The sequence below is a fragment of the Peptoniphilus catoniae genome, from assembly GCF_901447155.2.
Classification (GTDB): domain Bacteria; phylum Bacillota; class Clostridia; order Tissierellales; family Peptoniphilaceae; genus Peptoniphilus_E; species Peptoniphilus_E catoniae.
Window position 1 is genome coordinate 57,027 of the sequence record NZ_LR588418.1, and the last position, 24,985, is coordinate 82,011.

Consider the following 24,985-nt stretch of genomic DNA (forward strand, 5'->3'; position numbering starts at 1 on the left):
TTTTGCCACAGTAAATTACTTTGTGAAATAATAAATTCATATTGAAAACCTATCTTGCTTGAGATACAATAATCCATGGAAAATTATAAATTATATAAAATTTACAAGGAGAGATATTAATGAAAGCTTTAATAGTAGATTATGTTTCCGACATTATTGAAAAGGAACTTAAGGAACTTGGATTTGAAGTAGACAAGGAAATGCTTCCTACATCTGAAAAACTAGCTGAAATTATTGAACCCTATGACCTATTGGTTATGAGAGTTGACCCATTTATTGATAAAAAAGTACTTGATGCAGCTAAGAATCTAAAAATGATTGCTGTAGGTTCAACAGGAACAAACCATATTGACCTTGACTATGCAAAAGAAAAGGGAATTGAAGTTCACAACTCACCTGGACAAAATGCAAACGCAGTTGCAGAGCTTGTATTTTGTAAAGCCCTTGACCTTTACAGAAACTCCTACCAAGCACAATATGAAATTAAGGAAAAAGGAATTTGGAACAAGTATAGATGGATAGGTAGAGAACTTAGAAATAAGACTATGGGTATTTTGGGATATGGTGCAATTGGAAGACGTGTTGCTGAAATAGCTCATGTATTCCACATGGACGTTATTTCTTACGACCCCTACTTTGACCCTGCAAAGAACCCATTTGATTATGTGAAGTTAACAAGCTTTGAAGAAGTAATAAAGAATTCAGACGTTATTACTCTACATCTACCACTAACTCCTGACACTAAGGATATGATTTCAGATAAAGAAATGGAATCAATGAGAGATGGAGCAGTTTTAATTAATGCAGCTCGTGGCGGCGTTATCAACGAAGAAGCTCTTTATAAGTACATTAAAAATGGAAAACTTGGCGGAGCAAACCTTGATACCCTTGCAGACGAATTAGGAACAGGCGGACTTGATACTCAAGACGTACCTATTTCTTCACCTCTATTTGAACTTGACAGAGTTTATGTTACTCCTCACATTGGTGGATCAACACAAGATGCTCAAGATGATATAGGTAGAGTTGTGATAGAAAACGTTAAAAAAGTTTTTAGCCTATAAGAAAAAATAATATAAAAATTAAAAAGAGATTTCTCCTTAGTCATTTCGACAAGCTTATTATCACACCAGCAGTCATTTCGACTTGAGCGAAGCGAGCGGAGAAATCTCTTTTTTTAATGTGAGATCTCTTTCTGCAGTTGCTTCGCTCCTTTAGTCGAGATGACGGGATTAAATAGACTATGTTCACTTAGTCGAGATGACAGGACTTTTTAATACCCAGTCATTTGGACGGAGGTTAGTATCACATAAGCAGTCATTTCGACCGAGCGAAGCGAGCGGAGAAATCTCTTTTTTTAATGTGAGATCTCTTTCTGCAGTCGCTCCGCTCCTTTAGTCGAGATGACAGGCTTAAAAAGTTCATTCACTTAGTCGAGATGACGAGATTAAATAGACTAGGTTGGCTTAGTCGAGATGACTTGATTGGTCAGTATGGATAAAAGGCATAATTTTTTAAAAGCCTCGTATGTGGAAATACATCTGTAGATGCTAACTTAAAATTAGTTATTTTTTTCTAATCCATGGTATTATTCTATTTACTTCATTTAAATATATTGCATACTCTTTTCCAAATTCATTTTTTAACCATTTTTCTTCTGTGTTTTTCATTAATATTGTTAAGAAAGCCCAGTAAATAAATGGTAATATTAATAAAATATAGTTTGCTGTAAGTAATAAAATACCTGTAAATAAAAATATAAATGCTGAATAAACAGGATTTCTCACAATGCTGTAGGCTCCTGTTGTAATAAGTTTATTCTCTTTAACTTTCTTGTTTATTTTCTGAACTATAACTGCTTGTACCCATAAATATATGCCTAAAAGTATTAATAATATCCCCGTTATTATAAAGAATATTTTCCCTTTACTTAGTTCTCCTTTATATAGGTATCCTTTAAAATGAAGGCATAACGCTACTATTGTAAGAATTAAACAAGTAATTACATATAACGGACCAATTCCAAAAACAGGCATTCTAAATTCTTTAGATTTCATTTTATGTCCTTAACTATTTTTTTAACAATTCAATAATTTCATCTTGTGCCTTTCTTCCTTCTCTAAAAAATCTCATCAATGGATAACAGTGGCACATTCCCTTGCCAACAATAATTTCATATGGAACATGGTACTTTTCCATTGTTTTTTTAAATTCTTCCGCAAAGGCATAAAGACATTCATTTCCCCCATAATAAAAGTAAGTTTTTGGAAAGTCTGAAAAATCTCCATTTGTTCCATCTAACATATATTCAGGTAAGTCTTCATCTTTCTTTAAGATTTCTCTTGCAGTTTTAAAATAGGTAGGTTCTATCATTATGTCTTTATGGTTAAGGGCATTTAATTTTTCCCATACTTCTTTATTTTCATCAAGATTTATATCTGGAAGTCCGCCAGGAGATACTGAAATTATTTTCCCAGCCATTGGTAAAGGTCTGCCTAATGCATTATTATGTAAAAAAATTCCAAGAGATAAACAGGCTCCTGATGAAAATCCAAGGACACTTATCTTTTCTGCCTTATAAGTTTCGGTCATTAGCCTATAGGTTTCAAAACAAACTTCATAGGTCTTATCCACCTTTACATCTTCTGAACAAAGAGGATAAAATAAAAGCCATACGTCTTTTCCAGTTTTTTCCATTATTCTTTCTGATAGGGAAAAGTCTAACCTATCAGGTCCTGTAATCATTCCTCCGCCGAAGAAATATAGCACCGCTCCCTCTGCATGGCTCTTATTTTTTTGATATGAAAGGAGCCTGTAACCCATTACGTCTCTTACAATGAGATAGTAATTTTTTCTATTGGCTCTTTTCTTCGCCTTATCTAAATCAAATACCGCCTTGGCATTTTCTTTCTTTGCATACTCTAGCATCTCTTCTTTATTCTTTAAAAACATTTTTTTAACATTTAAAAGTCTTACTATTCCTGATGCAATTTTATAAATTAAACTCATTTTGTTTTACTCCATTAAATAACTTATCAATTTCAATTTCTTAAATTAACTCCTAAACCCTATTCTTATAACTTTTTTCATTCTCTATCGCCTGTAATAAAATAATCACAATAATCTGCTCCATTTGCTATGGTACCTTTTCTGTGAAGTACTCCATGTTGAAGACTTATCATAAGCTCATCAAGTTCACAAAATAGCGGCATTAATTCAGCTACACCCAGCTTCTTTGTGTAAGCACAAATCGGGCAACGAGTAATTCTGTAATAACAAGCACCCTCATAGGGTTCTCCCACAAAATCAATCTTAAAGGATGTGGGATAGAGCTTTTCTTTTTCCTCTGTATACCACTTGTAATACTTAAGAATATTTTTCTTATTGGCCTCTTTTCCCCTTTTAGTATTGAGATTAATCAAGGAAAAATACCAGCTGACAAAATAAAGAGAGCGACGCATCATTTCTTGCACTATTTCAGGAGGAATTTTTTTCTCACTTGCTAAATATGGAGCAACAAAGGCAAGGGCGAACATCTCATTGTATGCCATGGGATTATCATTGCCGATATCGTCTGCTTCTTCTATTAGTTTTCGATAAATTATTTTGCTTTTTTTGATTATTTCTCTAGCATAGTCATGTCCATAATTTTCCAGCAAAACTTTTTTCATAGGATGCTTAAATAAATTGAAATAAAAACTGTGATATTTCATATTTTATCCCTTGCCTTTCCTTATCTTATATATTTTTTAGCAATGAAAACCAGTTGTTTTTTTCTGTCCAAATTATAGTCACAGCAAAAACCTAATTCTGTAAGCATTTTTGTCAAGTCCTCAGGTGTGTATACTTCCATACCTATCATATCCACTATTTTTTTTACATCTCTTCTTTTCTTAGATGATGCTTCATTGCATATTAAAAATTGTCCGCCTTTTTTTAACACGCGATAAATTTCTTTAAAGCATTCCTCTATGTCATCCCAAAAATAAATAGTTTCAAAAGCTGTGACAATATCCATGGATTCATCTTTAAAAGGAAGGCTCTTAACATCTCCCACTGAGATTTCGCATCTTCCGGACTCAATTGCTTCCTTGTTTATCTCACTTGCCATTTTTACACTTGCCTCCGAGTGATCAATGCCATAAACTTTATTGGCTTTAGTTAAAAAATATTCTATGTTCCGACCACCACCGCAGCCCAAATCTAAGACAATATATTCTTTATCAATATTTATGTAAGACCTTCCCCACTTGGCTAGTTTTTCATGGCCTTTATTCATACTCTTTAACATGAATCTACCGCCAAAATTGTCTTTTGGATTTCTAAAATTTTCAAAAAAACGCTTAAACATATACTCCTCCCATTGATACTAATTATCATTTATATTATATCATGTTTTCTTAGTTAAGATTTAATGTTTTACTAAAAAGGGAATTTTTAATTATAAGCCCTATATCATCATAGGCAGATTAACTTGAATCATTACCACATTTCATTACTCTGTAAATAGCCATTATTGCAGTCATAACTTCCTCTATTTTTTTTGTAGATTTTTCTTTATCAGTACTTATATTTCCTCATTTGTTTCAAGTCGATTAACTGCGTTAATCTTGTGAAAGCAGGGTTAGGGCTTAAATGTATCTTGCTTGGGTAAACAAGTAACTGAAGGTAAAAAAGCCTTCGGTTTTCTTTTGTTTTAATATTGAAAATCAAAAAACTTAATAATTTTACAATTTATGTTATAATTTCTCCTAGAGGTGGATTATGAAAGTAAGGTCTTATGGAAAAATTAATCTTTCTTTAGATGTTATTTCAAAAAGAGATGACGGCTATCACAATATAAAGACAATTATGCAAAAGATATCTCTCTATGATGAACTTACTTTTAAAAGAAGCTCTAAGAAATTTATTCTTGACTCAAATATAAAGAGCCTTTGTAACGAAGATAATTTAATTTTTAAAGCTTATAGACTTTTAGAGTCCTATTGCAAAAAAAGCCTTCCCATAGAAGTGTTTTTGCAAAAAAATCTTCCTATAGCCGCTGGTATAGCGGGAGGTACGGGGAATGGGGCAGCTTGCCTTAAGGCTTTAAATAAAATTTATAATTTAGAAATTGCTCCTTCTGATTTGGAAAAGATTTCTTTAAAACTTGGTGCGGACTTTCCTTATATGCTAAGGGGAGGGACTGTTCTTGCCCAGGGGATAGGAGAAAGGCTTATGGACTTAAAAGACTTTAGCGGTGTTCCGCTTCTTATAATTAATCCAGGCTACCCTGTATCAACGCCTGAGGTTTATAAAAATATAAGTCTTAATAATAAAAGAATAGATTTTGATAAAATTATAGAACTAATGGAGAAAAGGGACATAGAGGCTTTAACCTTTGCCCTTGAAAATAAAATGGAAGCTTATGTTTTTAAGAAGCACAAGGAGTTAAGGGAGCTTAAAGACAGTCTTAATAAAATGAATGGTGCCGCCTTAATGAGCGGATCGGGTCCGACTTTATTTTGCCTTTTTAATAATGAAGAGGATCTTAACAGGGCTTATAATATGTTTGAGGGTAGGTATAAATACGTCTTAAAGGCTGTAACTATAGGTGGAGATAATGAGATATAGAATTGCCATGATTGATGACTCTTTAGGGTCTGTTGATTTGTTCAGATTAATAACAAATAGCTACTCGGGTCATTATAAACTTTTTATAGATAATAGAAACTTTCCCTATTCTATAAGGACAAATAGACCTTTAACTGAAGAGGGAAGGCTTGATAAAATTCCCGGGGATTTTTATATTTGTTCTAATCCATCTATGGCTATAAATATAAAAAAGCCGGGGCTTATAGATGGCCTGGAAAGATTTTACGATGACTTTAAAGGGGGCAGCATAATTACAAATAAGCTTTTTAAGTCTTATTTGGAAAATAAGTTTAAAAATGCTCGAGTAATTGACGGTCAGCTTTTAGATAATCAAGTGCAAATATTTAATATTGACAGATATATTATTTCCAATATACTTAACAACTATATAGGAGAAGGTGAAAATGTATACTTTTTAACCTCAAACTCCTATGTTTTAAAAAATTATATTTTACATAGATATAAGGACAAAAATATTAAGTTTTTAGGAGACTATATTCTTAAAGACCTTGAAGACTTGGGACTTAAAAAAGGAAGTTCTGATTCTTTAAGATATTATGTTACCGGAAACAGAATCGGTGTTTACACAGCTCTTGAAGATTACTACAAGGAAAGTATAAAAGTCAAAACCTTCAATGTTTAGGGGTTGTTAGGAGGGGCGGCGAAAGCTGCTTTTTTTATCATGATTACTATAGATGAATTTTGTAAAATTTTAGATGAGCTTTATGATGAGTTTGATCCAAGGGTCTTTGAGGGCTTAAATGGTGGCGTAATTGTGGAAGATAGGACTGAGTACCACCCTGAAGCGGAAAATAAGGACTTAGTTGTTCTTGGAGCCTATAAAAGGGATCTTTTAGGTAAAAGTATCCTTATTTATTATGGATCCTTTATGGAGCTTTACGGATATATGGATACCCAGGACCTTAAGGTTGAAATGAGAAAGACCTTTAGACATGAGATAACTCATCACCTGGAGTACCTTGCAGGAGAAAATGATTTGGAAATTGAAGATATGAAATTTATAGAGAGTTATAAGGAGAAGGAATGAATAAAATTTCAGGATATTTTTATAAGCTTGTAGGTCTTATTATAGATTATTTTTTGTCGGGAGTAATTTTTATAGTAAATGCTTTAGTAAGTGTATTTTCATCAGTAAGGCAACTTTTCGGACTGATTTTGTCAATGGGCGGTTGCCTCTTTATGCTACTCTTATTTAATCCTCTTTTACTTTATGCAATAATCGGAAACCCGGCCCTTTTAACTCTAATAGTTTTATCTATTGTGATTCCTATACTGGGAAAAATTACAGTAAGTTATTTAAAGTACATTCACTATATAGGAACTGAATATTTTTATGATAAGTCAGATCAGCTTTTACTAGGTAGAAAGGCTTCCTTTGAAAAAATGGAAGACTATGGTAGAAAGTATAGAGAGGATCTAAATAAGGAAAGAATCAGAAGAGAAGAAGAAAGAAGACGTGCTCAGGAAGAAGAGTTTAAAAGAAGATTTCAAAACTTTTCAGGGACCTACTATAGTTTCGGAGACTTTCAGGACTTTGAAGACTTTTTTAGAAATGCACAACAAGGAGGCTACCAGGGTCAGTACGGCGGTTATCAGGGACAGAGTGGAGGCTATAGTCCCGGATCCTATGGATCATCCTTTAAGGATCAATACGAAAAATCCTGTAATATTTTAGGTGTAGATTATAGTGCCGATAAGTATGAAATAAGACTTGCTTACAGAAAAATGGCAAAACTTTATCATCCTGACATTAATAAAGAAGAAGGGGCAACGGAAAAGTTCCAGGAAATAAATAACGCCTATGAATTTTTAAGTGACGAAAATATACAAAAGTATAAAAATATGACAACAAATTAAAAATTTTTATAAAAAATGAATGGCAGTTAAAAAGTGCAAAAAAATAGCCTTGACAAGCAAGGCTTTATGGTCGGGATGAAAGGATTTGAACCTTCGACCCCATGCACCCCATACATGTGCGCTACCGGGCTGCGCTACATCCCGACGACAGGTACATATTGTAACATATTTACCTTAAAATTACAACGGTGGTTAAATGAATAGAATTAATTATAATTTAGAAATGAAAAAAATAATAGATTCACTGGATGGGAAAAAGCCTAAGCTTTTATTACATTCATGTTGTGCTCCATGTTCAAGTGCAGTTTTGGAAAAGCTTAAGGAAATTTTTGATATAAGTATTTTCTACTACAATCCTAATCTTGACAGCAAGGATGAGTTTATAAGAAGGTCAGATGAACAAAAAAGGCTTGCAGAGGAGCTTGGAATAAAGAAAGTAATAGTTGAAGATTATAAGCCCGAGGACTATTATCTAAAAATAAAGGGTCATGAAAATGACAAGGAGGGAGGTCCCAGGTGTTTTTTGTGCTTTGAGCTAAGGCTTGAGAAAACGGCAGAGCTGGCTAAAAAATTCGACTTTGATTATTTTACTACAACTCTTTCCATAAGCCCTTATAAAAATGCCCAAGCCCTTAATGAAATAGGAGAGAAGCTTGGAAAAAAACATGGAGTGAATTATTTATATTCAGATTTTAAAAAGGAAAATGGATATAAAAGATCCATTGAACTTTCAAAGCTTTACAAGCTTTACAGACAAAATTATTGCGGCTGCGAGTTTTCAAAAAAAGAGGCCGAGCTTAGAGAGAGGGACAAAAGTAAAATCTTGTAAAAGGAAATTTATAGGAGTATATTTATATAAGGTTTGCTGATATGGCTCAGATGGTAGAGCAATTGATTCGTAATCAATAGGTCGGGGGTTCAAGTCCCCCTATCAGCTCCAGACCTGTTAGTTCAACTTAGATTTGTAAAGAATAGGTTTAAATTCTAAAGGCTAGGTTAAGTGATAGTTTTATAAAAATCCAATAAATTAAAAATTAAATAGAGAGCATCTAATAAGATATTTTTTATTAAATGACAAATATCTTATTTAAAAAGCAGAGTCTTTATAGACCCTGCTTTATTTTTTATATTTATTTATGAGCCAGTATATATTCAAGAATTTGAATGGTGTTAAGGGCTGCACCCTTTCTTGTATTGTCCGCCACTGATATAAAGTTAATGCCGTTTTCCACAGACATATCTCTTCTTATTCTTCCTACATAGACCTCGTCCTTACCTGCTGTAATTATAGGCATGGGGTAAATGTTGTTTTTAACATCATCATATAGGACAATTCCCTCTTCCTCTTCAAAAATTTTGAAAATATCCTTAAGGTCGAAGGGCTTTTCGGTTTCCACATTTATTGATACCATATGAGATTCAAATACAGGTATTCTTACTGTTGTCGCAGTAATTGCTATATTTTGATCTCCTAAGATTTTTCTCGTTTCATTAACCATTTTCATTTCTTCTTTAGAGTAGCCGGTATCTAAAAAGTCATCTATATGAGGTATAGCATTGCCTGCTATTTGATATGGATAGCACTTGTTTTCTCCGCCCCACATCCCTCTTTTAAGGTCCTCTATGCCTGCTGTACCTGAGCCTGAAACCGCCTGATAGGTGCTGAAAATTATTCTCTTAATGCCATATCTTTTGTAAATAGGGTTTAGGGGAACAACTGATTGTATAGTGCTGCAATTGGGATTTGCAATAAGGGTGTGTCCCATTGCCTTATCTCCGTTAATTTCAGGAACCACCAAAGGAATATCATCATACATTCTATAGGCTGATGAGTTGTCTATAACGGTAATATTATATTTTTGTGCTATAGGAGAAAATTCAAGTGAAAGCTTTGAATCTAAGGCGCAAAGAGCATAGTCAATGTTTTTGTCCTTCAGATTTTCTTCGCTTAGCTCCTCAATAGTATATTCTTTTCCCTTAAATTTTATTTTTTTGTCCGCTGACTTAGCTGATGCAAAAAAATAAATATTGTCTATATCAATGTTTCTTTCTTCTAAAATGCTTTTCATCTTTTGGCCTACAAGACCTGTAATGCCAAAAATCGCAAGATTAATACTCAACTATCCCACCTCTTTAAAATTAATATTTAATTGGAATAATATCATCTGACATCTTTATTGTCAATTTAGAGCCTAAATATTATAATATGCTGTATAATTATTAGGAAAGATAGGGGGAAAAGAATGTTTGAGATAGCGTTGCTGGGATTTGGTACTGTAGGTAAATCTACTTACACTATTTTAGAGGAAAAAACTGATGAAATTGCATCCACCCTTGGTGAAAAAGTTAAAGTTTCAAAGATTCTAGTTAGAACTTTAAGATCCCATGAGAAAATAGAAGAAGAAATTTTTACAAATAATTTTGAAGATATATTAAATGACGATAAAATTAGCCTTGTTTGCGAAATGACCGGGGACTTGTCCGCCAGCTACCATTATATTAAAAGCTCCCTTGAAGCGAAAAAGCACGTTGTTACTTCAAATAAGGCTGTAATAAGTGAACACTTTAAGGAATTTAATGATTTAGCCGAAAAAATGGGAGTAAACTTTTTGTTTGAAGCTTCTGTTGGAGGATCCATACCTATTATAGGTCCCTTAAAGAGCCAGAGGTTAGTTAATAATATTCATAGACTTAGGGGAATTCTTAATGGAACCAGCAATTATATTTTATCTAAAATGTACTTTGATGGCACATCCTACGAAGATGTTCTTGATGAAGCAAAAAAACTCGGCTATGCGGAATCCGACCCCTATGAAGATGTAGAGGGAGTAGATGCCTTAAGAAAGCTTAAAATTTTAAGCTCTATAGCTTATGGCAAGGACATAGACAATGATGAAGTTATTTGCCAAGGCATTTCTTCAATACTTCCCATTGATATTAAATATTTTCAACATAATAATTTAAAGGTAAAGCTTATAGCTGAATCTTTTTTAAAAAATAACAGGTATGCGCTTTTGGTGGAACCGGTAATAGTTGATGTTGAAGATCCATTTTACTCAGTTGACGGAAGCAACAATATAGTTGAAATATTTGGAGAAAACTATTCCAATTTGTCCTTTGTAGGAGAAGGAGCCGGAGGAATGCCTACGGCCAATGCTGTAGTTATAGATGTAATTGAGGCTTTAAAGGGAGATACCTATAAGATTAATCTTAATAAGAAGCCTATTAACTCAGGTAAAAGTTTTAAGGGAAGGTACTACCTAAGACTTAAATCAAATGACCTGGACAGCTCCTATATAGACAGTATAAAAACTACAGGAGATTATAAAATTATAATTACCAAAGAAATTGAAAGATCCCTTTTATTTAAGGATCTTGAAAGTTTAAAAAAGGAAGACTATTTCATAGCAAGATTTGAAAGAAAGGAAGAGTAAATGAAAATTTTAATTACAAGCAGGATTCCCGAAAATATTTTAGTAGAAATTAAAAAAATATTTGATGTGGACTACCACGATTCAAACATACCTTTAAAAAAAGAAGAAATTATTGAAAGACTAAAGGGTAAAGATGCTCTTCTGTGTCCTCTTTCAGATAAAATCGACAAGGAAGTAATAGATTCCTCTGACAGTTTAAAAATTATAAGCAATTACGGAGCAGGCTTTGACAATATAGATTTAGAAGCGGCAAGTGCAAAAAATATAATTGTAACTAATGCTCCTGCACCTTCATCTGCAGTGTCTACAGCAGAGCTTGCCTTTAGTTTAATTCTTCTTACTTCAAGAAGGCTAATAGCAGGAGAAAAGGATTTAAAGGCCGGTAATTTTTTAGGCTGGAGACCTACATATTTTTTGGGAAGTGAACTTAGAGGCAAGACTCTTGGAATAATAGGAATGGGAAACATAGGCAAAAATCTTGCTAAAAGAGCTCTTGGATTTGAAATGAAGGTTATATACAATTCAAGAAATAGAAAAGATGACATAGAAGCCCTTGGTGTAGAGTATATGGAAAGGGACGAGGTAATTAAAAATTCTGATTTTCTAAGCCTTCACACGGCCTTTGTAAAGGAACTTAAGCATATGATTTCAGATAGGGAGTTTGACCTTATGAAAAAAGACGCTTATCTTATTAATGCCGCAAGAGGTCCCTTGGTAGATGAAAATGCTTTAATTAAGGCTTTAAAGGAAAACAAAATTAAGGGAGCAGGTCTTGATGTTTATGAATTTGAACCTAAGGTTTCAGAAGAACTTATGAAACTTGACAATGCGGTTTTGCTTCCTCACTTAGGCAATGCAACTTACGAAGCAAGGGGAGAAATGGGAGAGGCTGTTCTTAAAAACTTGATAGATTTTTCTCAAGGTAGAGTTCCTGTAAATAAGGTTAATTAGGAGGAGTTATGAAAATAGGTTTCGGGTCTGACCATGCAGGCTATGAACTGAAGGAAATTTTAAAAGAATATTTGTCAGAAAAAGGTTATGATTGTGTAGATTACGGTACCAACAGTAAGGAAAGAGTCGATTACCCTGACTACGGCAAGCTTGTTGGAGAAAAGGTTGCTCAAGGTGAGGTTGACAAGGGTGTTCTTGTTTGCGGTACAGGAGTGGGCATATCAATAGCTGCCAACAAGGTAAAGGGTATAAGGGCCTGTGTTTGCTCGGAACCCTACTCCGCTATGATGAGTGTAAGGCACAATAAGGCAAATATAATAAGTGTAGGAGCAAGAGTTGTAGGTGAAGACCTAGCTAAAATGATAATAGATGCTTTTTTCTCGGCTGAATTTGAAGGTGGAAGGCACGAAAAAAGGGTGGAAAAAATATGCAGTATAGAAGACTGAAAACCAAGACATTTGTTAAACTAATATCTTTATTTTTTGTTTTTCTTTTAGCTACAGGCTTTAAAGCCAACGATTTAACCACACCCTTAAAAAACGGAAGGCTCCTCTTTAAAAATCCCTATGACGGGTATTCTCTTGAACTGCCTCAAGGAGCAAGTATCGATATTAGCGACAGTTACAAGAAAACTGAAATCGACCTGGGGGATACTAATTTAAAAGTTTTTATAGATAATTTTTCCGACAAGGATTATTTGGAGTACAGAGACTACTCTCTATTAGGAATTAAAGCAAATACCTTGGAGCATAAAATAAAATCTGAGGGAGGAATGATTTTAAGCGAAAAAGAGGCTTATAAGATCTCTTTTACACGACCTGAACTCGGCAAAGTTGAAGGTGATAAGAACAAGTACCTAATTGTTTTTGTAAAACTTGGAGAAAAAAAGGCCCTTACCTTTATGGCAAAGTCCTCTAATGAAATAAATGAAGAGGAGCTTATGAAAATTTTTGAAAGCTTTAAGGAAAATGTGAATAAAATAGATAAGCCTGTAAGAAGGGTTGAAAAAAAATTTACCTTTCAAAACGAAAATCTTCTTGGAGGGGAAAATTTATCCGAACAAACACAAAGAATGTATATAGACAGCTTTCTTACTAAGGGTACTAAGTGGGGAATATTTTTAAATTCTTTTTGGAAGGACAGTAAGGTGTCTGATTTCAGTGATTATATTAATTACGATTTAGACTATATGCTTCTTTATCACGGCCCGGACAGCTATGCCGGGGAGCTGGACCTTGCCATAGATTACTGTAAGAATAAGGGTAAGTTTTTGGAATATACTTTCCAACCGGAGTATAAGAGCGGTCTTAACCAAACTTATGAAATTTTACAGGGAAAGTTTGACAGTAAAATCAGAGAGCTTGGAAAATCAATAGCCAATAAAAAATATCCCACTATGTTTAGACTATCCAATGAAATGAATGGGGATTGGTGTTGTTACAGTGCCTATAACACCTGCCTTGATGCAGATATTTATTTGGAGCTTTACAATTATTTTTATAAAATTTTTGAAGAAGAAGGTGCCAACAAGTACCTAATCTATATATTTAATCCTAATGGAAGAAGTTTTCCAGACTTTACTTATAACCATGAGTCCCTTTATAGACCTGACAAGGATAAGTATGACATAGTCGGTCTCACTCTTTACAATACAGGTACCTATTATCCTGACGAAAACTGGGAGACCTTTGATGAGCTTTACAAGGACCTGTATGATTATGTGGATAAAAACTATGACAGACCTATGATGATTACAGAGTTTTCTTCCTCTATAACTGGAGGGGATAAAATGGCCTGGACTGAAGATATGTTTAAGTCCATTGCCAACTATCCGAAGATTAAGCTGGCTATTTGGTTTAGCGGAACTGATTATGATGCCTTTGGTAATCCTGCAAGAATTTATAATATAGACGAACCTAAGGAGCTTTTAGATGTTTTTAAAAAATATCTTGGAAAGAGTCTTGACAAGGAAGAAAGTATCTGATACCGTATTATTCAATTAAATTATGTTATATCGATGATAAAAGAGGTCGCAGGTTGCATTTAAAAGGGCAACTTGCCGAAGCATTTGCTGGGTATGCACAGAATATGTGTATAACTGTTAATTTATAAAAGCCCGTTTTTAAATTAAAGCGCTTTTATCGTTGAGGGCAGAAGGACTGTTAGACCATGAGTACTTTTGCTCGTGGTCTTTTTGTATAGTCGGGAGGTAAGTATGACTACTAAGGTAATGAAATTCGGGGGAAGCTCTCTTTCAACAAGTGAGAAAATAAAAAATGTGGCGAAAATTCTTGTAAGGAAGAAGGGAGATCTAAACAATATAGTCTGTGTAGTAAGTGCCATGGGAGATACTACAGATAATCTTATAGCATTGGCAAAAAGCCTGTCATCAAAACCGGACAGACGGGAAATGGATCAGCTCCTTGCAACTGGAGAGACTATTTCAATTTCCCTTCTTGCTATGGCAATAGAGGAGCTTGGGGAAAAAGCCATATCTTTAACAGGTCCTCAGGCGGGATTTCAGGTTAAGGGAAGGTACGGCTTCGGCAAAATAGTAGATGTAAAAACCGACTACTTGGAAAAAAAGCTAGCTGAAGGTTACATAGTAATAGTGGCGGGATTTCAGGGACTTAATGCCATAGGAGATATAATGACCCTAGGCAGAGGGGGAAGTGATACATCGGCAGTTGCCCTTGCAGCTAAGCTTAAATGTGACTGTGAAATTTATACTGATGTTGCAGGAGTTTATACAGTTGACCCGAGAATTCATAAAACTGCAAGGAAGCTTGAACATCTTTCCTATCTTGAAACTATGGAAATGGCGCATTTAGGAGCTAAGGTCATAGATCCGAGGGCTGTGGAAATAGCGCAAAAGTACGGAGTTAGGCTTTACATAGCTTTAAACACTGCTAATGTAATGGGAACTTATATAGACAAGGAGCAAAACGTGGAACAAAGTATTATTTCAAATATTTCTATACAGGACAATATCCTTTTAGTGGACAAAAAACTTTCCGAGGGAGAAAGTATATCGGACTTATTTTCAAAGCTTGCTGGTAAGGATATCAATATAGACGTTATATCTCAAAGGGTAATAGGAGATGACAATTATATTTCCTTTACATCTCTTATAGATGAAAAAGATTTAATTTCTGAAATATCCGAGGATTTCTCCTTTAGAGAAAATGTATCCAAGGTAAGTATTATAGGTAACGGTATGAGAAATCAACCGGGTGTCGCAGCTAAGGTTTTCAGTCTTTTTAATGCCAATAAAATCGATTTTTATCAAGTATCTACATCTGAAATATCAATCTCATACATTATAGATACTAAAAATAAGGAAAAGGTAATTAAGTTATTAGTTAAGGAATTTGATTTATAGGAGGATAAGTATGAGTATTTTTACAGGAAGCGGAGTAGCTATAGTTACACCTTTTAAGGAAAACATGGATGTTGATTTTGAAAAAATGGCTGAGCTTATTGAGTTTCAAATAGAAAATGAAACTGATGCCATAGTAGTTGTGGGAACTACAGGTGAAGCTTCAACCTTAACAGATGAAGAACAGGCGGAAGTTGTAGAGTTTACAGTAAAGCAGGTAAATAAAAGAGTGCCTGTAATAGCAGGCTCAGGCTCCAATGACACAAGACACGGAGTAAATCTTTCAAAAATGTGCGAGGCTGCAGGAGCAGATGCTTTACTTCAGGTTACACCCTATTATAACAAAACATCTCAAAGAGGACTTATAAAACACTTTGAGGCTATGGATAGAGCGGTCTCTATACCTAATATAGCCTATACAGTGCCAGGTAGGACTTCCATGCATATAGAACCTGAAACTGTTAAGGTCCTATCTCAAATGGATAATTTCGTAGCCTTAAAGGATGCTACAGGAAGCTTAAGCTATACAGCCAAGGTAAGAAGCCTTGTGGGAGATGATTTTGATATATATTCAGGTAATGATGATGTAGTTGTACCTATTCTTTCTCTTGGAGGAAAGGGAGTTATATCAGTTTGGGCCAACCTATATCCTAAGGAAGTACATGAAATGTGCCACAGCTTCTTTAAAGGGGACACAAAGAAGGCCATGGAAATTCAAATTAAATTTAAAAAACTTATAGACGCCCTATTTATGGAACCAAGTCCAATACCTGTAAAAGCTGCTATGAAATTAAAAGGAATGGCTGCAGGGGGACTTAGGCTTCCACTTTATGAAGCAAGTGAAAAAACCGTTGAAACCCTTGAAGAAATATTAAAGGATCTGGATAAATAATGAAGATTTTTCTATCAGGAATAACCGGCTCCATGGGCCATGTTATTATGGATACAGTAAAAGAAAACACCTTAAGTGAAGATAAGGTTGTTGCAGGTTTTGCAGGAAGAAATACTGAAATTGACGGGATAAAGGTTTACGGCTATCTTGATGATGTAGCTGAAGATTTTGATGTAATTATTGATTTTTCAAATAAATTTTGTACATCAGATGTGGTAAGCTTCGCCCTTAAAAAGAAAAAGCCCTTGGTAATAGCCACAACAGGTATGGATGATGAGGTAGTTGATTTTATTAAAGAGGCTTCAGATAAAATTCCTATAGTATTTTCCCAAAATATGAGTATGGGAGTTAATGCCTTGGACATAATTTTAGATAAGCTGAGTAAAATGCTTGATGATTTTGATATTGAAATTATAGAAAAGCATCATAATCAAAAGGTTGACAGTCCCAGCGGAACTGCAAAAATGCTTTTTAATACTATAAGCAAAAACAGAGAGGTTTATCCGGTATATGACAGGACACCATTTCATGAAAAAAGAAAGAAGGAAGAGGTGGGAATCTCCGTTATAAGAGGAGGGACTATAACAGGAGAGCACAGTGTAATTTTTGCAGGAGAAGATGAAGTCTTGGAGATAAAACACTCTGCAGGATCAAAAAAAATATTTGCAAAAGGAGCCATAAAGGCGGCACACTTTTTAAAGGATAAGGAAAAGGGACTTTATAATATGCAGGACGTATTGGGAGTGAAGTAGATGATAAGAGTAGGTATAGTGGGATATGGGAACCTGGGAAAGGCGGCCAGGTTTTTAATAAAAAGAGAAGAGGATATAGAGCTTGTAAAGGTCTTTACCAGAAGAGACCCCTTAAGCTTTAAGGATGAAATTATGGAGTCTCTGGATAAAATATCAGACTATAAAAATAAGATAGATGTTTTAATCCTAGCCCTAGGCTCAGCAAAGGATATACCCGATATGGCACCTGACTTGTTAAAGGAGTTTAACACTGTTGATTGCTATGACAACCACAATCACATTCCGGAATATTTTGAAAAAATGGATGCTATAGGAAGACAAAAGAAGAAGTGTGCTTTTATATCAACAGGATGGGATCCGGGACTATTTTCCCTTAATAGGGCTCTTGCAGAAGCTGTCTTAACAAAGGGTAATACCAACACCTTTTGGGGCAAGGGAGTTTCTCAAGGCCATAGCGACGCTGTAAGAAGAGTAGAGGGAGTAAAGTATGCCATCCAATATACAGTGCCTAAGGAAGAAATAATTGCCAATATAAGAGAAGAAAAAAGACAATTAAAATCCTATGAAAGTCATAAGAGAGAAGTTTATCTTGTAGCTGAAGAAGGAGCCGACAAGAAAAAAATAGAAGAAGAAATAATAAACATGGAGGACTATTTTAAGGACTACGAGGTTAAAGTGCACTTTATAGATGAAGAGGACTTTAAGAAAAACCATCAGGGTATGCCTCATGGCGGACACGTTATTAGAGTGGGAGAAGGTCTAGCTAATAACAGCCAGGTTTATAAGTTCAGCCTTGATTTAATGAGTAACCCCGAGTTTACCGCAGCAGTAGCAATAGCATCTCTAAGGGCTCTCTATAAATTTTTAGAGAAAAAAGACTATGGAGCACATACAATTCTTGATACACCTATTTATTACTTTACAGGTAAAAGTCACTTAGAAGCTATAAAAAAATATTTATAAACTAAGAAGTCAAGAGAAGATTAACTCTTGACTTTTTTATTTTGCTGAAAATACTTAATATATTTAAGAGTAAGTTAAAGTTTAAAAAGACCTTTTTAAAGCTATAATATAATTAAGAGAATATTAGGAGGTTTTAATATGAAGAAGAATTTTCTTAAAATTTTACCCTTGGCAATCTTACTTTTAATTTTTTCAAAAATAAGCTATGCCCAGGAAGCTATATCGCTTTATGTAGATGGAAAACTCGTAACCTGCGATACGGCTCCCATAATAAAAAATGACAGGGTACTTGTGCCTGTAAGGTTTGTAGCTGAAAACTTAGGCCTTAAAGTTTCCTGGGAGGGAAGTGAAAAAAGAGTCGCTATATTTCGTCCGGGTGCCGAAAACACAGGAGACGGGATTTTTCTATGGATAGGTGAAAAAATAATCGGAGTCGGAGAAGAGACGACAGAAAAAATTGACGTGGCGCCTATAATAGTAAACGGTAGAACTATGGTACCTATAAGAGTTATAGCTGAAATTTTTGACAGGCCGGTTAACTGGGATGATGCTACAAGATCAGTTTATATAGGAAAAACTGAAAATATAGTTTCATGTGGAGAGGTAAATAAACTGCCTATACAAGATCATGTGGACCTTGTATTTTCATCAGGAGTCGGCAATTGGGAAACCTACCTAAGGCTTTATCCCAATGGAGACTTTATTGGAAAGTACTATGATATTAATTATGGGGAAAGCGGTAAAAAATACCCCGGCGGTACTATGTATATCTGCATTTTTAACGGTAGCTTTTCAAATATAAAAAAAGTTGATGACTATACCTATGCAATGACTATTAAAAATATAAAGACTAAATACCCTTTGGATAAGACCTGGATTAAAGGTAACATGAAAAATATTGCATCTGAGCCCTATGGTCTTGAAAATGGCAAGGAGTTTGAATTTTATCTACCGGGCAAGCCCACAAAGGGATTAAGTGAGGACTTTTTACTTTGGAACTATTACACCAGCAATGAAAAACCTCTAAAGTTAGAAACCCATGCTCTAAGAAACCTTACAGATGACACCGGATTCTTTAACATTACAGATGACCTTACAGAAAGTGATTTTAAATAAAATAAAAAGACAACCACCTGACATTTGGTGGTTGTTTTTCATATAAGCATTTTACACAGTTGATTTTTTTCTTTTTCTCTTAAAAAGTCTATTAGGTCAAATTTCAGCTCATTAACAAGCTCAGAGGAGTCTCTTTGAGATACAAGATACATTTTTCTCGTTAGATTTATATTTTTTGTAATTAGGTCTGAGTCTGCTCCTCTCATTTTCAGATAATTTATAATGCAAGTAGGAACTATAGCCCATGAATTTTTTGACCTTAGAAATGATATTAATAATTCAGGGGAGTCCACTGTTATTTTCGGGACCTCCGTTTGATTCCAAAATCTTTGAGACCATAAATCGTAGTCGGGACCCCAATCTAAATGTATCTCGTCTTCTTTTTTTATTTCACTAATTGAATTTATGTGACTGTAATCGGAAAAATCTTTGTTATATATAATTACTAAGGGTTCAAGAAACAAGGGAGATGTTTTTATATACGGTGAAGCATAGGGCCTTGAAACCAGTCCGAGATCAATCTCGTACGTACTTATCATATTGTAAATTGTATGATTCCAGTGGCTGCTTATGTCAAGCTTAATGGGACCGTCTAAGTATTTTTTAAAAAATTCATCTAAAAAGTAAGTGTTTGTAGTGTATGGACCACTTATGCGTATATTAGTTCTAACCTTATCTTTATGGCTCCAGTCTTTTATATCATCAAGAACAGATAGGTACTTTTTGGCATATATTATAAATTCCTCGCCATCAGCTGTTAGCTTCACACCGTTGTATCCGTAGCCTCTTGTAAAAAGAGTTTTATTAAGCTCCTTCTCAAGCTTTGATATTCGTTCAGACAAGGTAGACTGACTTATAAAAAGGCATTCGGCAGCTTTGGTCATATTACCAAGTTCAATAGTTTTTAAAAAAGCTTCAATTTGAAAAATATTCATAGTATCACCATCGATTAAAGCGATTGATTAGACCGCTATATCCAATTTAACAATTTACCAAGCTAATATTATAATTTAATTAAGGACATTGTATCATATCTAAGGTGGCTGATGATTATTAAAATTTATTAAAGGAGGTTATTTATGAGGTACGCATCGACTAGTTTAATATTTACTTGGGGATTTTATATTTTTTTAAGTGTTTTTCCTATTATTTATTTAAAAGCTAAGGAAAAATAAGAAAAATTTTAAAGAGAGGTGATAAGTGTGACTAATAATCAAATTTACTTTTTAATTGTTGGATTATTTATGTTAGGACTTTTATTTTTTGGACTATATGTTTCAAGAAAAATAAAAGATCCTGATGATTGGGTAGTTGCTAATCAAAGTTTAGGTATAATACCTTTGTCAGGTACGTATTTTGCGACAATTGTAAGTGCCACATCTATAGTAAGTTATTTAGGTTATTATTATTTGCAAGGATGGCCGGGAATATGGAATTTTGCAGGAACACTGATTACTTCCTTTGTTGCTGCAATTTGGGTTGCAAAAAGGATGAGGGGTTTTGGCGTTACCACAGTGCCTGAGTACATAGAGAGAAGATTTGGTAAAGTTCATTCTTTAATTGGGTGTTTTATAATTTTAATAGGATCAATAACTCTTATGTCAGCACAGGTGAAGGCTTCAATTATTATTTTACAGTCTATGGTTAATTGGAGTGATATCGTTTGCAGCATTGTTACATTACTGGTTTTCGTTACATTCACAGCACTTGGAGGTATGCTTGCAGTAGCTTGGACTGATACTATTTGTGCTTACACTATAATTATAGGAGTTTGGGCAATAGCCATTAATTATTTAGGAACGTTGGGTGGATTCGGAGAATTGATGAAAGGTCTTCATTCTATAGATAAAGAGTTTGTGTCAGGATTTTCTAAATCAATTACTCCTCTAACGGCTTTAGGGTGGTCAGCTACTTGGGGAATATGTAACTTTGGAGCACCTCAATTTGTTGGAAGATTTTTATCTGCGAAGACTCCTGAAATAGCTGCGAAAAGTCAAGCAATTTCAGCTTTAATGATAGGAATTTTTTATGTACCATTATTAATAGTAGGCCTTGGAGGTATGATAATATTACCGGGAATTGAACATCAGGATCATGTTTTTACTACCTTAGTCACCCAGACAGTAAATCCAGTTATTGGAGGCTTGATGTTTGCGGCAGTTATTTCCGCTATAATATCAACTGCTGATTCTTTGCTTTTGCTTGCTAGTACAACATTTACCAGAGATATATGTAGAAATTTTATTAAACCTAATATGACAAGTAAGGAAGAACTTAATTTATCTAGGATTTCTACTGTTGTATTCGGAGTATTAGGTGTTGCATTAACCTTTGTTGTAGGCGATGTAATACAATTTATACAAGCTAGAGCAGTAACTTTAATGGGTTCAGCTATAGCTATGCTGATTCTTATAGGTGCGTTTGATAAAAAAATCACTTCTACGGCAGCTCTATGGTCTATGATTGTAGGATTTGTTGTGGCAAATATTTGGTATCAATTAGGACAACCTTATGGAATTTTTTCAGCTTTACCGGGCTCTATTTCTTCAGGTCTTGTTCTTGTTATAGTAAGTAAGTTTACAAAGCCAATGGATAAAGAGAAATTGGTAGATTTCTTCCCGGAAGTTATGGAAGATGATGTTTAGAAAGGAGAATATAATGAAACTGGATTTAGCTGTAGTTAATGGAAAAGTTTTTATAAATGGAAGGTTTATAAATGCTGATATTGGAATAAAAGATGAAAAAATTGAATTGATTTCAGAAAACGGTTTGGATATTGAAGCGGATAAAGTAATAGATGCAGAAGGAAAGTATGTTATCCCAGGAGGAGTAGATACTCACGTTCATTTTAGAGATCCGGGTCACTCTGAAAGGGGAACATTTTATACGGAATCAATGGCGGCAGTAGCAGGTGGAACAACAACGATACTGGAACATCCTATATCATCTCCCCCTCAATATAACAAAGAAATACTTGATAATAGAAAAAAAGTGGCTAAGGAAAGACAGGGAGTAGTTGATTATGCCTTTTTTGCAGCAGCCGGTGGACAATATCCTGAAGAAATTACTAAGGTTGCAAAGGAAGGAATAGTTGCATTTAAAACATTTTTACATGAAGCTCCTGAAGGAAGAGAAGATGAGTTTGTTGGTCTAACTATGGCAAATGACTATGAAATTTACATAGGTATGCAGGAGGTTGCTAAAACCGGACTTATGCTTGCTTCCCATGCGGAAAATAACGACCTTATTCAAGGATTTATTAAAAAATTTAGACAAGAGGGCAAAGTGGGAGCAGAATATCATTGCCCATCAAGACCTCCAATTTCAGAATATACAACAGTGCAAAAAATGATTACATTTGCTGAAGCTACAGGATGTATTTTGGATTTAGTACACATATCAACTGCAAAAGCTATGCAATATGCAAAAGAAGCTAAGGAAAGAGGACAAAAGCTTTATTTGGAAACCTGTCCACACTATTTACTATTAACTGAAGAAGAGTTGATAAAACACGGAGCCTATGCAAAATGTAACCCGCCATTAAGAACTAAAGAAGAGGTGGATAACATTTGGAAATATGTTCTTGATGGAACAGTAGATTTCATAGGTAGTGATCATGGTCCATTTTTGGCAGAAGAAAAGGATAAGGGATTGAAGGATATATTTCTTGCACCAGCCGGAACTGTAGGAATAGATGTTAGACTGCCACTTATGATTAATGAAGCAGTTGAAGGCAAAAGAGGAATTACTTTGGAAAGAGTAGTTGAACTTTGTTGTGAAAATCCTGCAAAAGCTTTTAATATTTATCCTAAAAAGGGAGTTATCCAACCGGGATCAGATGCAGACTTGGTAATTTTTGATACAAATGAAAAATATGTTATAGATTGGAGAAAAAATTATTCAAAATCTAAGGAAATTGCAAAGATCTATGATGGAAAAGAACTTAACTGTAAGCTTAATTATACAATATTAAGAGGTAAGGTTGTTATGAAGGACGGCTTAGTTGACCCTGAAAAAGATGGAACTAAAGGTTGGGGCAAGTTAGTTCTAAGAAATAATTAATTTTATGCAAAGGTAGGAGAAAACTATGAATGCTGAAAGGTTTATGAATAATTTAAAAACGATAGCAGGCATTGGAAGAAATGATTTAAATGGAATTGACAGATTGGCATTTTCCCCCTACTATTACCAAGCACTGAAAGAGCTTGAAAAATATTTAAAAGAAAGAGACTTCCAGACCAGGGTAGACGCCATTGGAAACCTTTTTGTAACTTATAATCCTGACAATAAAGACGAGTTTATAATGCTAGGCTCACACCTTGATACTGTAAAAAACGGAGGCTTATATGATGGAGCCTTAGGAGTTTTTGCGGGACTTGAGGCTTTGGAATCAATAAAGGAAAAGGGCCTAAAGCTGAACTACGGGCTTATATTAGCTGTATTTAATGCTGAAGAAGGCAGCGAAATGGGCGGAACCTTCGGAAGCAGAACTATTTGCGGAAGAAATGATTTTAGTGATAAAGGCTTTGAGGAAAGACTTAAAAAGTATGACTTAACACTTGAGGATATAAGGGCTTGCAAAATAAACTTTGATAATATAAAGGCTTTTATTGAGCTACATATTGAGCAAGGACCTACACTTTATAATGAATCTATTGATATAGGAGTTGTAAATGGGATAGTGGGAATCACCAGATATGATTTAAAAGTATTTGGAGAATCCAATCATGCCGGTACAACTATGATGAAATATAGAAATGATCCTATAAAAAAGCTTCCTAAAATAATTAAAGAGCTGTTTGATTTGGCTGATGAATATGAGGACCCCTTTGTTATGACTATAGGCGATATAAAAGTGGTTCCGGGTATGTATAATGTTATCCCTAGAGAGGCTAATTTATTTATAGAAGTTAGGGATATGAGTCAGGATAATATAAATAAGTTTTTTGAAAAATTAGGGAAATTTTTATCAGATGAAAAATTTGACTACAGTTTAGAAAAAATGATAGAAAAACCATCTGTTAAACTTGACAAAAATATTATGAGCTTAATAGAAAAGAGTGCTCAAGATTTGAAGCTATCATACAAAGAAATGAGTAGCGGAGCAGGACATGACGCAAAAGAAATTTCACACCTGGTGCCTACAGGAATGATTTTTGTACCAAGTGTTGATGGTATAAGTCATTCTCCTAAGGAATACACTAAAGAGGAAGATTTAGAGAAAGGCGTTAGGCTCTTAATAGAATTTTTAAAAAATATATAACATATGAGGGGGGATGGAGTGAAAGCTTTATTAATAAATCCTAATAGCGACCTTAAAGTTACTGAAGACTTGAAGAATATAGTTGACAGATATGAAACCAAATACGTAGATTTAGATGTTATAGGCACTGTAAACACGCCTAAATTAATAATTACCAAAGAAGACATTGAAGATACCTATGATGAGCTTGCTAAAATTATAAAGGAGCAAGAGGATACCTATGACATTTTTATTATAGCTTGTCATTTAGATCCTAATCTTAAGGAATTAAGAAAGATAACAGAAAAAATTGTTTTAGGTATATGTGAGGTATCGGTACTATTTGCTAAAATGCTTGGTAAAAGCTTTTCTATAATTGGAGCATCAAAAGATACTGTAAATATGAAACATGAGCTTGTGAAAAGCTATGGTGCTGATGACTCTTTAGACAGGGTAAGTTATATTGAAAAAACAAAAGATAGCTTAAAGGATAATCTCTATGATGCAGCCGACAAAATTGAATTTAACAACAAAAGTGATTCAATAATACTAGGATGTGCCGGGTTTTCACATTTAGACGGCTATTTGGAAAAAAGCCTTCAAAGGGATGTTATAGATGGCGTTGCATTATCAATTTTATTATCTGATACTTATGCAAGATATAAAGAATTAAAATAAAAGACAACCACCTGATGTCAGGTGGTTGCTTAATTTTTATATTTAATAAATTTGTTTTGCCTAGTT

25 protein-coding genes, 2 tRNA genes and 1 riboswitch are annotated in these 24,985 nt (G+C 34.3%); of the genes, 20 read left to right on the top strand and 7 right to left on the bottom strand.

What is annotated here, in order from left to right; genetic code table 11:
* Window positions 1-119 precede the first annotated feature (119 nt).
* Window positions 120-1,064: a D-2-hydroxyacid dehydrogenase gene (locus PEPCATONIAE_RS07585; protein WP_138160540.1), complete on the top strand. Its 945-nt coding sequence runs from the start codon at window positions 120-122 to the stop codon at window positions 1,062-1,064.
* A 501-nt stretch (window positions 1,065-1,565) separates the two neighbouring features.
* Here the strand turns inward: PEPCATONIAE_RS07585 and PEPCATONIAE_RS07590 are convergent.
* The 4 genes from PEPCATONIAE_RS07590 to PEPCATONIAE_RS07605 all read right to left on the bottom strand — a co-directional run bounded on the left by PEPCATONIAE_RS07590 (window position 1,566) and on the right by PEPCATONIAE_RS07605 (window position 4,351).
* Window positions 1,566-2,057, bottom strand: coding sequence for a methyltransferase family protein (locus PEPCATONIAE_RS07590; RefSeq protein ID WP_138160541.1), 492 nt, complete (start codon window positions 2,055-2,057; stop codon window positions 1,566-1,568).
* Window positions 2,058-2,070: 13 nt separating this feature from the next.
* Complete coding sequence (locus PEPCATONIAE_RS07595; protein ID WP_138160542.1) at window positions 2,071-3,009, bottom strand: alpha/beta hydrolase; 939 nt, start codon at window positions 3,007-3,009, stop codon at window positions 2,071-2,073.
* Window positions 3,010-3,086: 77 nt separating this feature from the next.
* Window positions 3,087-3,713 carry an L-2-amino-thiazoline-4-carboxylic acid hydrolase gene (locus PEPCATONIAE_RS07600; RefSeq protein WP_138160543.1) on the bottom strand — a complete coding sequence of 209 codons (627 nt, stop codon included), beginning with the start codon at window positions 3,711-3,713 and terminating at the stop codon, window positions 3,087-3,089.
* A gap of 20 nt (window positions 3,714-3,733) precedes the next feature.
* Window positions 3,734-4,351, bottom strand: a complete 618-nt coding sequence (locus PEPCATONIAE_RS07605; RefSeq protein ID WP_138160544.1) for a class I SAM-dependent methyltransferase — start codon at window positions 4,349-4,351, stop codon at window positions 3,734-3,736.
* Window positions 4,352-4,764: 413 nt separating this feature from the next.
* Here PEPCATONIAE_RS07605 and ispE point away from each other — a divergent pair, with 413 nt between their 5' ends.
* The 4 genes from ispE to PEPCATONIAE_RS07625 are packed head-to-tail and all read left to right on the top strand — an operon-like array spanning window position 4,765 to window position 7,512.
* Window positions 4,765-5,613, top strand: coding sequence for a 4-(cytidine 5'-diphospho)-2-C-methyl-D-erythritol kinase (ispE, locus tag PEPCATONIAE_RS07610; protein ID WP_246060456.1), 849 nt, complete (start codon window positions 4,765-4,767; stop codon window positions 5,611-5,613).
* A complete protein-coding gene (locus PEPCATONIAE_RS07615; RefSeq protein WP_138160546.1) occupies window positions 5,603-6,277 on the top strand; it encodes a hypothetical protein in 675 nt (224 codons plus the stop codon). The genes ispE and PEPCATONIAE_RS07615 overlap by 11 nt, the downstream gene beginning before the upstream one ends.
* Before the next feature lie 39 nt (window positions 6,278-6,316).
* Window positions 6,317-6,682 carry a metallopeptidase family protein gene (locus PEPCATONIAE_RS07620; RefSeq protein ID WP_246060457.1) on the top strand — a complete coding sequence of 122 codons (366 nt, stop codon included), beginning with the start codon at window positions 6,317-6,319 and terminating at the stop codon, window positions 6,680-6,682.
* The gene (locus PEPCATONIAE_RS07625; RefSeq protein WP_138160547.1) at window positions 6,679-7,512 is read left to right on the top strand and encodes a DnaJ domain-containing protein; all 834 of its coding nucleotides are present in this window, start codon (window positions 6,679-6,681) and stop codon (window positions 7,510-7,512) included. The genes PEPCATONIAE_RS07620 and PEPCATONIAE_RS07625 overlap by 4 nt, the downstream gene beginning before the upstream one ends.
* A 67-nt stretch (window positions 7,513-7,579) precedes the next feature.
* On the opposite strand, the gene PEPCATONIAE_RS07630 is transcribed toward PEPCATONIAE_RS07625, so the two are convergent.
* Window positions 7,580-7,656, bottom strand: a tRNA-Pro gene (locus PEPCATONIAE_RS07630).
* 52 nt (window positions 7,657-7,708) lie between these two features.
* Here PEPCATONIAE_RS07630 and PEPCATONIAE_RS07635 point away from each other — a divergent pair.
* Window positions 7,709-8,341, top strand: coding sequence for an epoxyqueuosine reductase QueH (locus PEPCATONIAE_RS07635; RefSeq protein ID WP_138160548.1), 633 nt, complete (start codon window positions 7,709-7,711; stop codon window positions 8,339-8,341).
* A 35-nt stretch (window positions 8,342-8,376) separates the two neighbouring features.
* Window positions 8,377-8,452 (top strand) — tRNA-Thr (locus PEPCATONIAE_RS07640).
* Window positions 8,453-8,642: 190 nt separating this feature from the next.
* Here the strand turns inward: PEPCATONIAE_RS07640 and PEPCATONIAE_RS07645 are convergent.
* On the bottom strand, window positions 8,643-9,632 hold the full coding sequence (locus tag PEPCATONIAE_RS07645) for an aspartate-semialdehyde dehydrogenase (protein ID WP_138160549.1): 990 nt from the start codon (window positions 9,630-9,632) through the stop codon (window positions 8,643-8,645).
* Window positions 9,633-9,755: 123 nt separating this feature from the next.
* Between PEPCATONIAE_RS07645 and PEPCATONIAE_RS07650 the strand changes: the two genes are divergently transcribed.
* From PEPCATONIAE_RS07650 to PEPCATONIAE_RS07690, 9 genes are all read left to right on the top strand, one after another.
* Window positions 9,756-10,946, top strand: a complete 1,191-nt coding sequence (locus tag PEPCATONIAE_RS07650; RefSeq protein ID WP_138160550.1) for a homoserine dehydrogenase — start codon at window positions 9,756-9,758, stop codon at window positions 10,944-10,946.
* Window positions 10,947-11,897, top strand: a complete 951-nt coding sequence (locus PEPCATONIAE_RS07655; RefSeq protein WP_138160551.1) for an NAD(P)-dependent oxidoreductase — start codon at window positions 10,947-10,949, stop codon at window positions 11,895-11,897.
* Window positions 11,898-11,905: 8 nt separating this feature from the next.
* Window positions 11,906-12,343 carry a ribose 5-phosphate isomerase B gene (rpiB, locus tag PEPCATONIAE_RS07660; RefSeq protein WP_138160552.1) on the top strand — a complete coding sequence of 146 codons (438 nt, stop codon included), beginning with the start codon at window positions 11,906-11,908 and terminating at the stop codon, window positions 12,341-12,343.
* Window positions 12,325-13,881, top strand: a complete 1,557-nt coding sequence (locus PEPCATONIAE_RS07665; RefSeq protein ID WP_138160553.1) for a glycoside hydrolase family 26 protein — start codon at window positions 12,325-12,327, stop codon at window positions 13,879-13,881. The genes rpiB and PEPCATONIAE_RS07665 overlap by 19 nt, the downstream gene beginning before the upstream one ends.
* 32 nt (window positions 13,882-13,913) lie before the next feature.
* Window positions 13,914-14,043, top strand: a riboswitch (Lysine riboswitch).
* 69 nt (window positions 14,044-14,112) lie between these two features.
* Window positions 14,113-15,279, top strand: a complete 1,167-nt coding sequence (locus tag PEPCATONIAE_RS07670; RefSeq protein ID WP_138160554.1) for an aspartate kinase — start codon at window positions 14,113-14,115, stop codon at window positions 15,277-15,279.
* A gap of 10 nt (window positions 15,280-15,289) precedes the next feature.
* Window positions 15,290-16,168: a 4-hydroxy-tetrahydrodipicolinate synthase gene (gene dapA / locus PEPCATONIAE_RS07675; protein WP_138160555.1), complete on the top strand. Its 879-nt coding sequence runs from the start codon at window positions 15,290-15,292 to the stop codon at window positions 16,166-16,168.
* On the top strand, window positions 16,168-16,920 hold the full coding sequence (gene dapB / locus PEPCATONIAE_RS07680; RefSeq protein WP_218975530.1) for a 4-hydroxy-tetrahydrodipicolinate reductase: 753 nt from the start codon (window positions 16,168-16,170) through the stop codon (window positions 16,918-16,920). The genes dapA and dapB overlap by 1 nt, the downstream gene beginning before the upstream one ends.
* Window positions 16,921-17,883: a diaminopimelate dehydrogenase gene (locus PEPCATONIAE_RS07685; protein WP_138160557.1), complete on the top strand. Its 963-nt coding sequence runs from the start codon at window positions 16,921-16,923 to the stop codon at window positions 17,881-17,883.
* 138 nt (window positions 17,884-18,021) lie between these two features.
* Entirely contained in the window at window positions 18,022-18,999 is a 978-nt protein-coding gene (locus tag PEPCATONIAE_RS07690; RefSeq protein ID WP_138160558.1) for a copper amine oxidase N-terminal domain-containing protein, read from the top strand.
* Between the two features lie 38 nt (window positions 19,000-19,037).
* Here PEPCATONIAE_RS07690 and PEPCATONIAE_RS07695 read toward each other — a convergent pair whose 3' ends face one another.
* Window positions 19,038-19,934 (bottom strand): LysR family transcriptional regulator, encoded by an 897-nt coding sequence (locus tag PEPCATONIAE_RS07695; protein WP_138160559.1) that lies wholly within the window; start codon window positions 19,932-19,934, stop codon window positions 19,038-19,040.
* Window positions 19,935-20,201: 267 nt separating this feature from the next.
* Here PEPCATONIAE_RS07695 and PEPCATONIAE_RS07700 point away from each other — a divergent pair, with 267 nt between their 5' ends.
* The 4 genes from PEPCATONIAE_RS07700 to PEPCATONIAE_RS07715 are packed head-to-tail and all read left to right on the top strand — an operon-like array spanning window position 20,202 to window position 24,919.
* Window positions 20,202-21,644: a sodium:solute symporter family protein gene (locus PEPCATONIAE_RS07700; protein WP_138160560.1), complete on the top strand. Its 1,443-nt coding sequence runs from the start codon at window positions 20,202-20,204 to the stop codon at window positions 21,642-21,644.
* Between the two features lie 13 nt (window positions 21,645-21,657).
* Window positions 21,658-23,061, top strand: a complete 1,404-nt coding sequence (gene allB, locus PEPCATONIAE_RS07705) for an allantoinase AllB (protein ID WP_218975531.1) — start codon at window positions 21,658-21,660, stop codon at window positions 23,059-23,061.
* Between the two features lie 25 nt (window positions 23,062-23,086).
* Window positions 23,087-24,262 carry a Zn-dependent hydrolase gene (locus tag PEPCATONIAE_RS07710; RefSeq protein ID WP_138160561.1) on the top strand — a complete coding sequence of 392 codons (1,176 nt, stop codon included), beginning with the start codon at window positions 23,087-23,089 and terminating at the stop codon, window positions 24,260-24,262.
* Window positions 24,263-24,280: 18 nt separating this feature from the next.
* On the top strand, window positions 24,281-24,919 hold the full coding sequence (locus PEPCATONIAE_RS07715; RefSeq protein WP_138160562.1) for an aspartate/glutamate racemase family protein: 639 nt from the start codon (window positions 24,281-24,283) through the stop codon (window positions 24,917-24,919).
* Window positions 24,920-24,985: the final 66 nt, after the last annotated feature.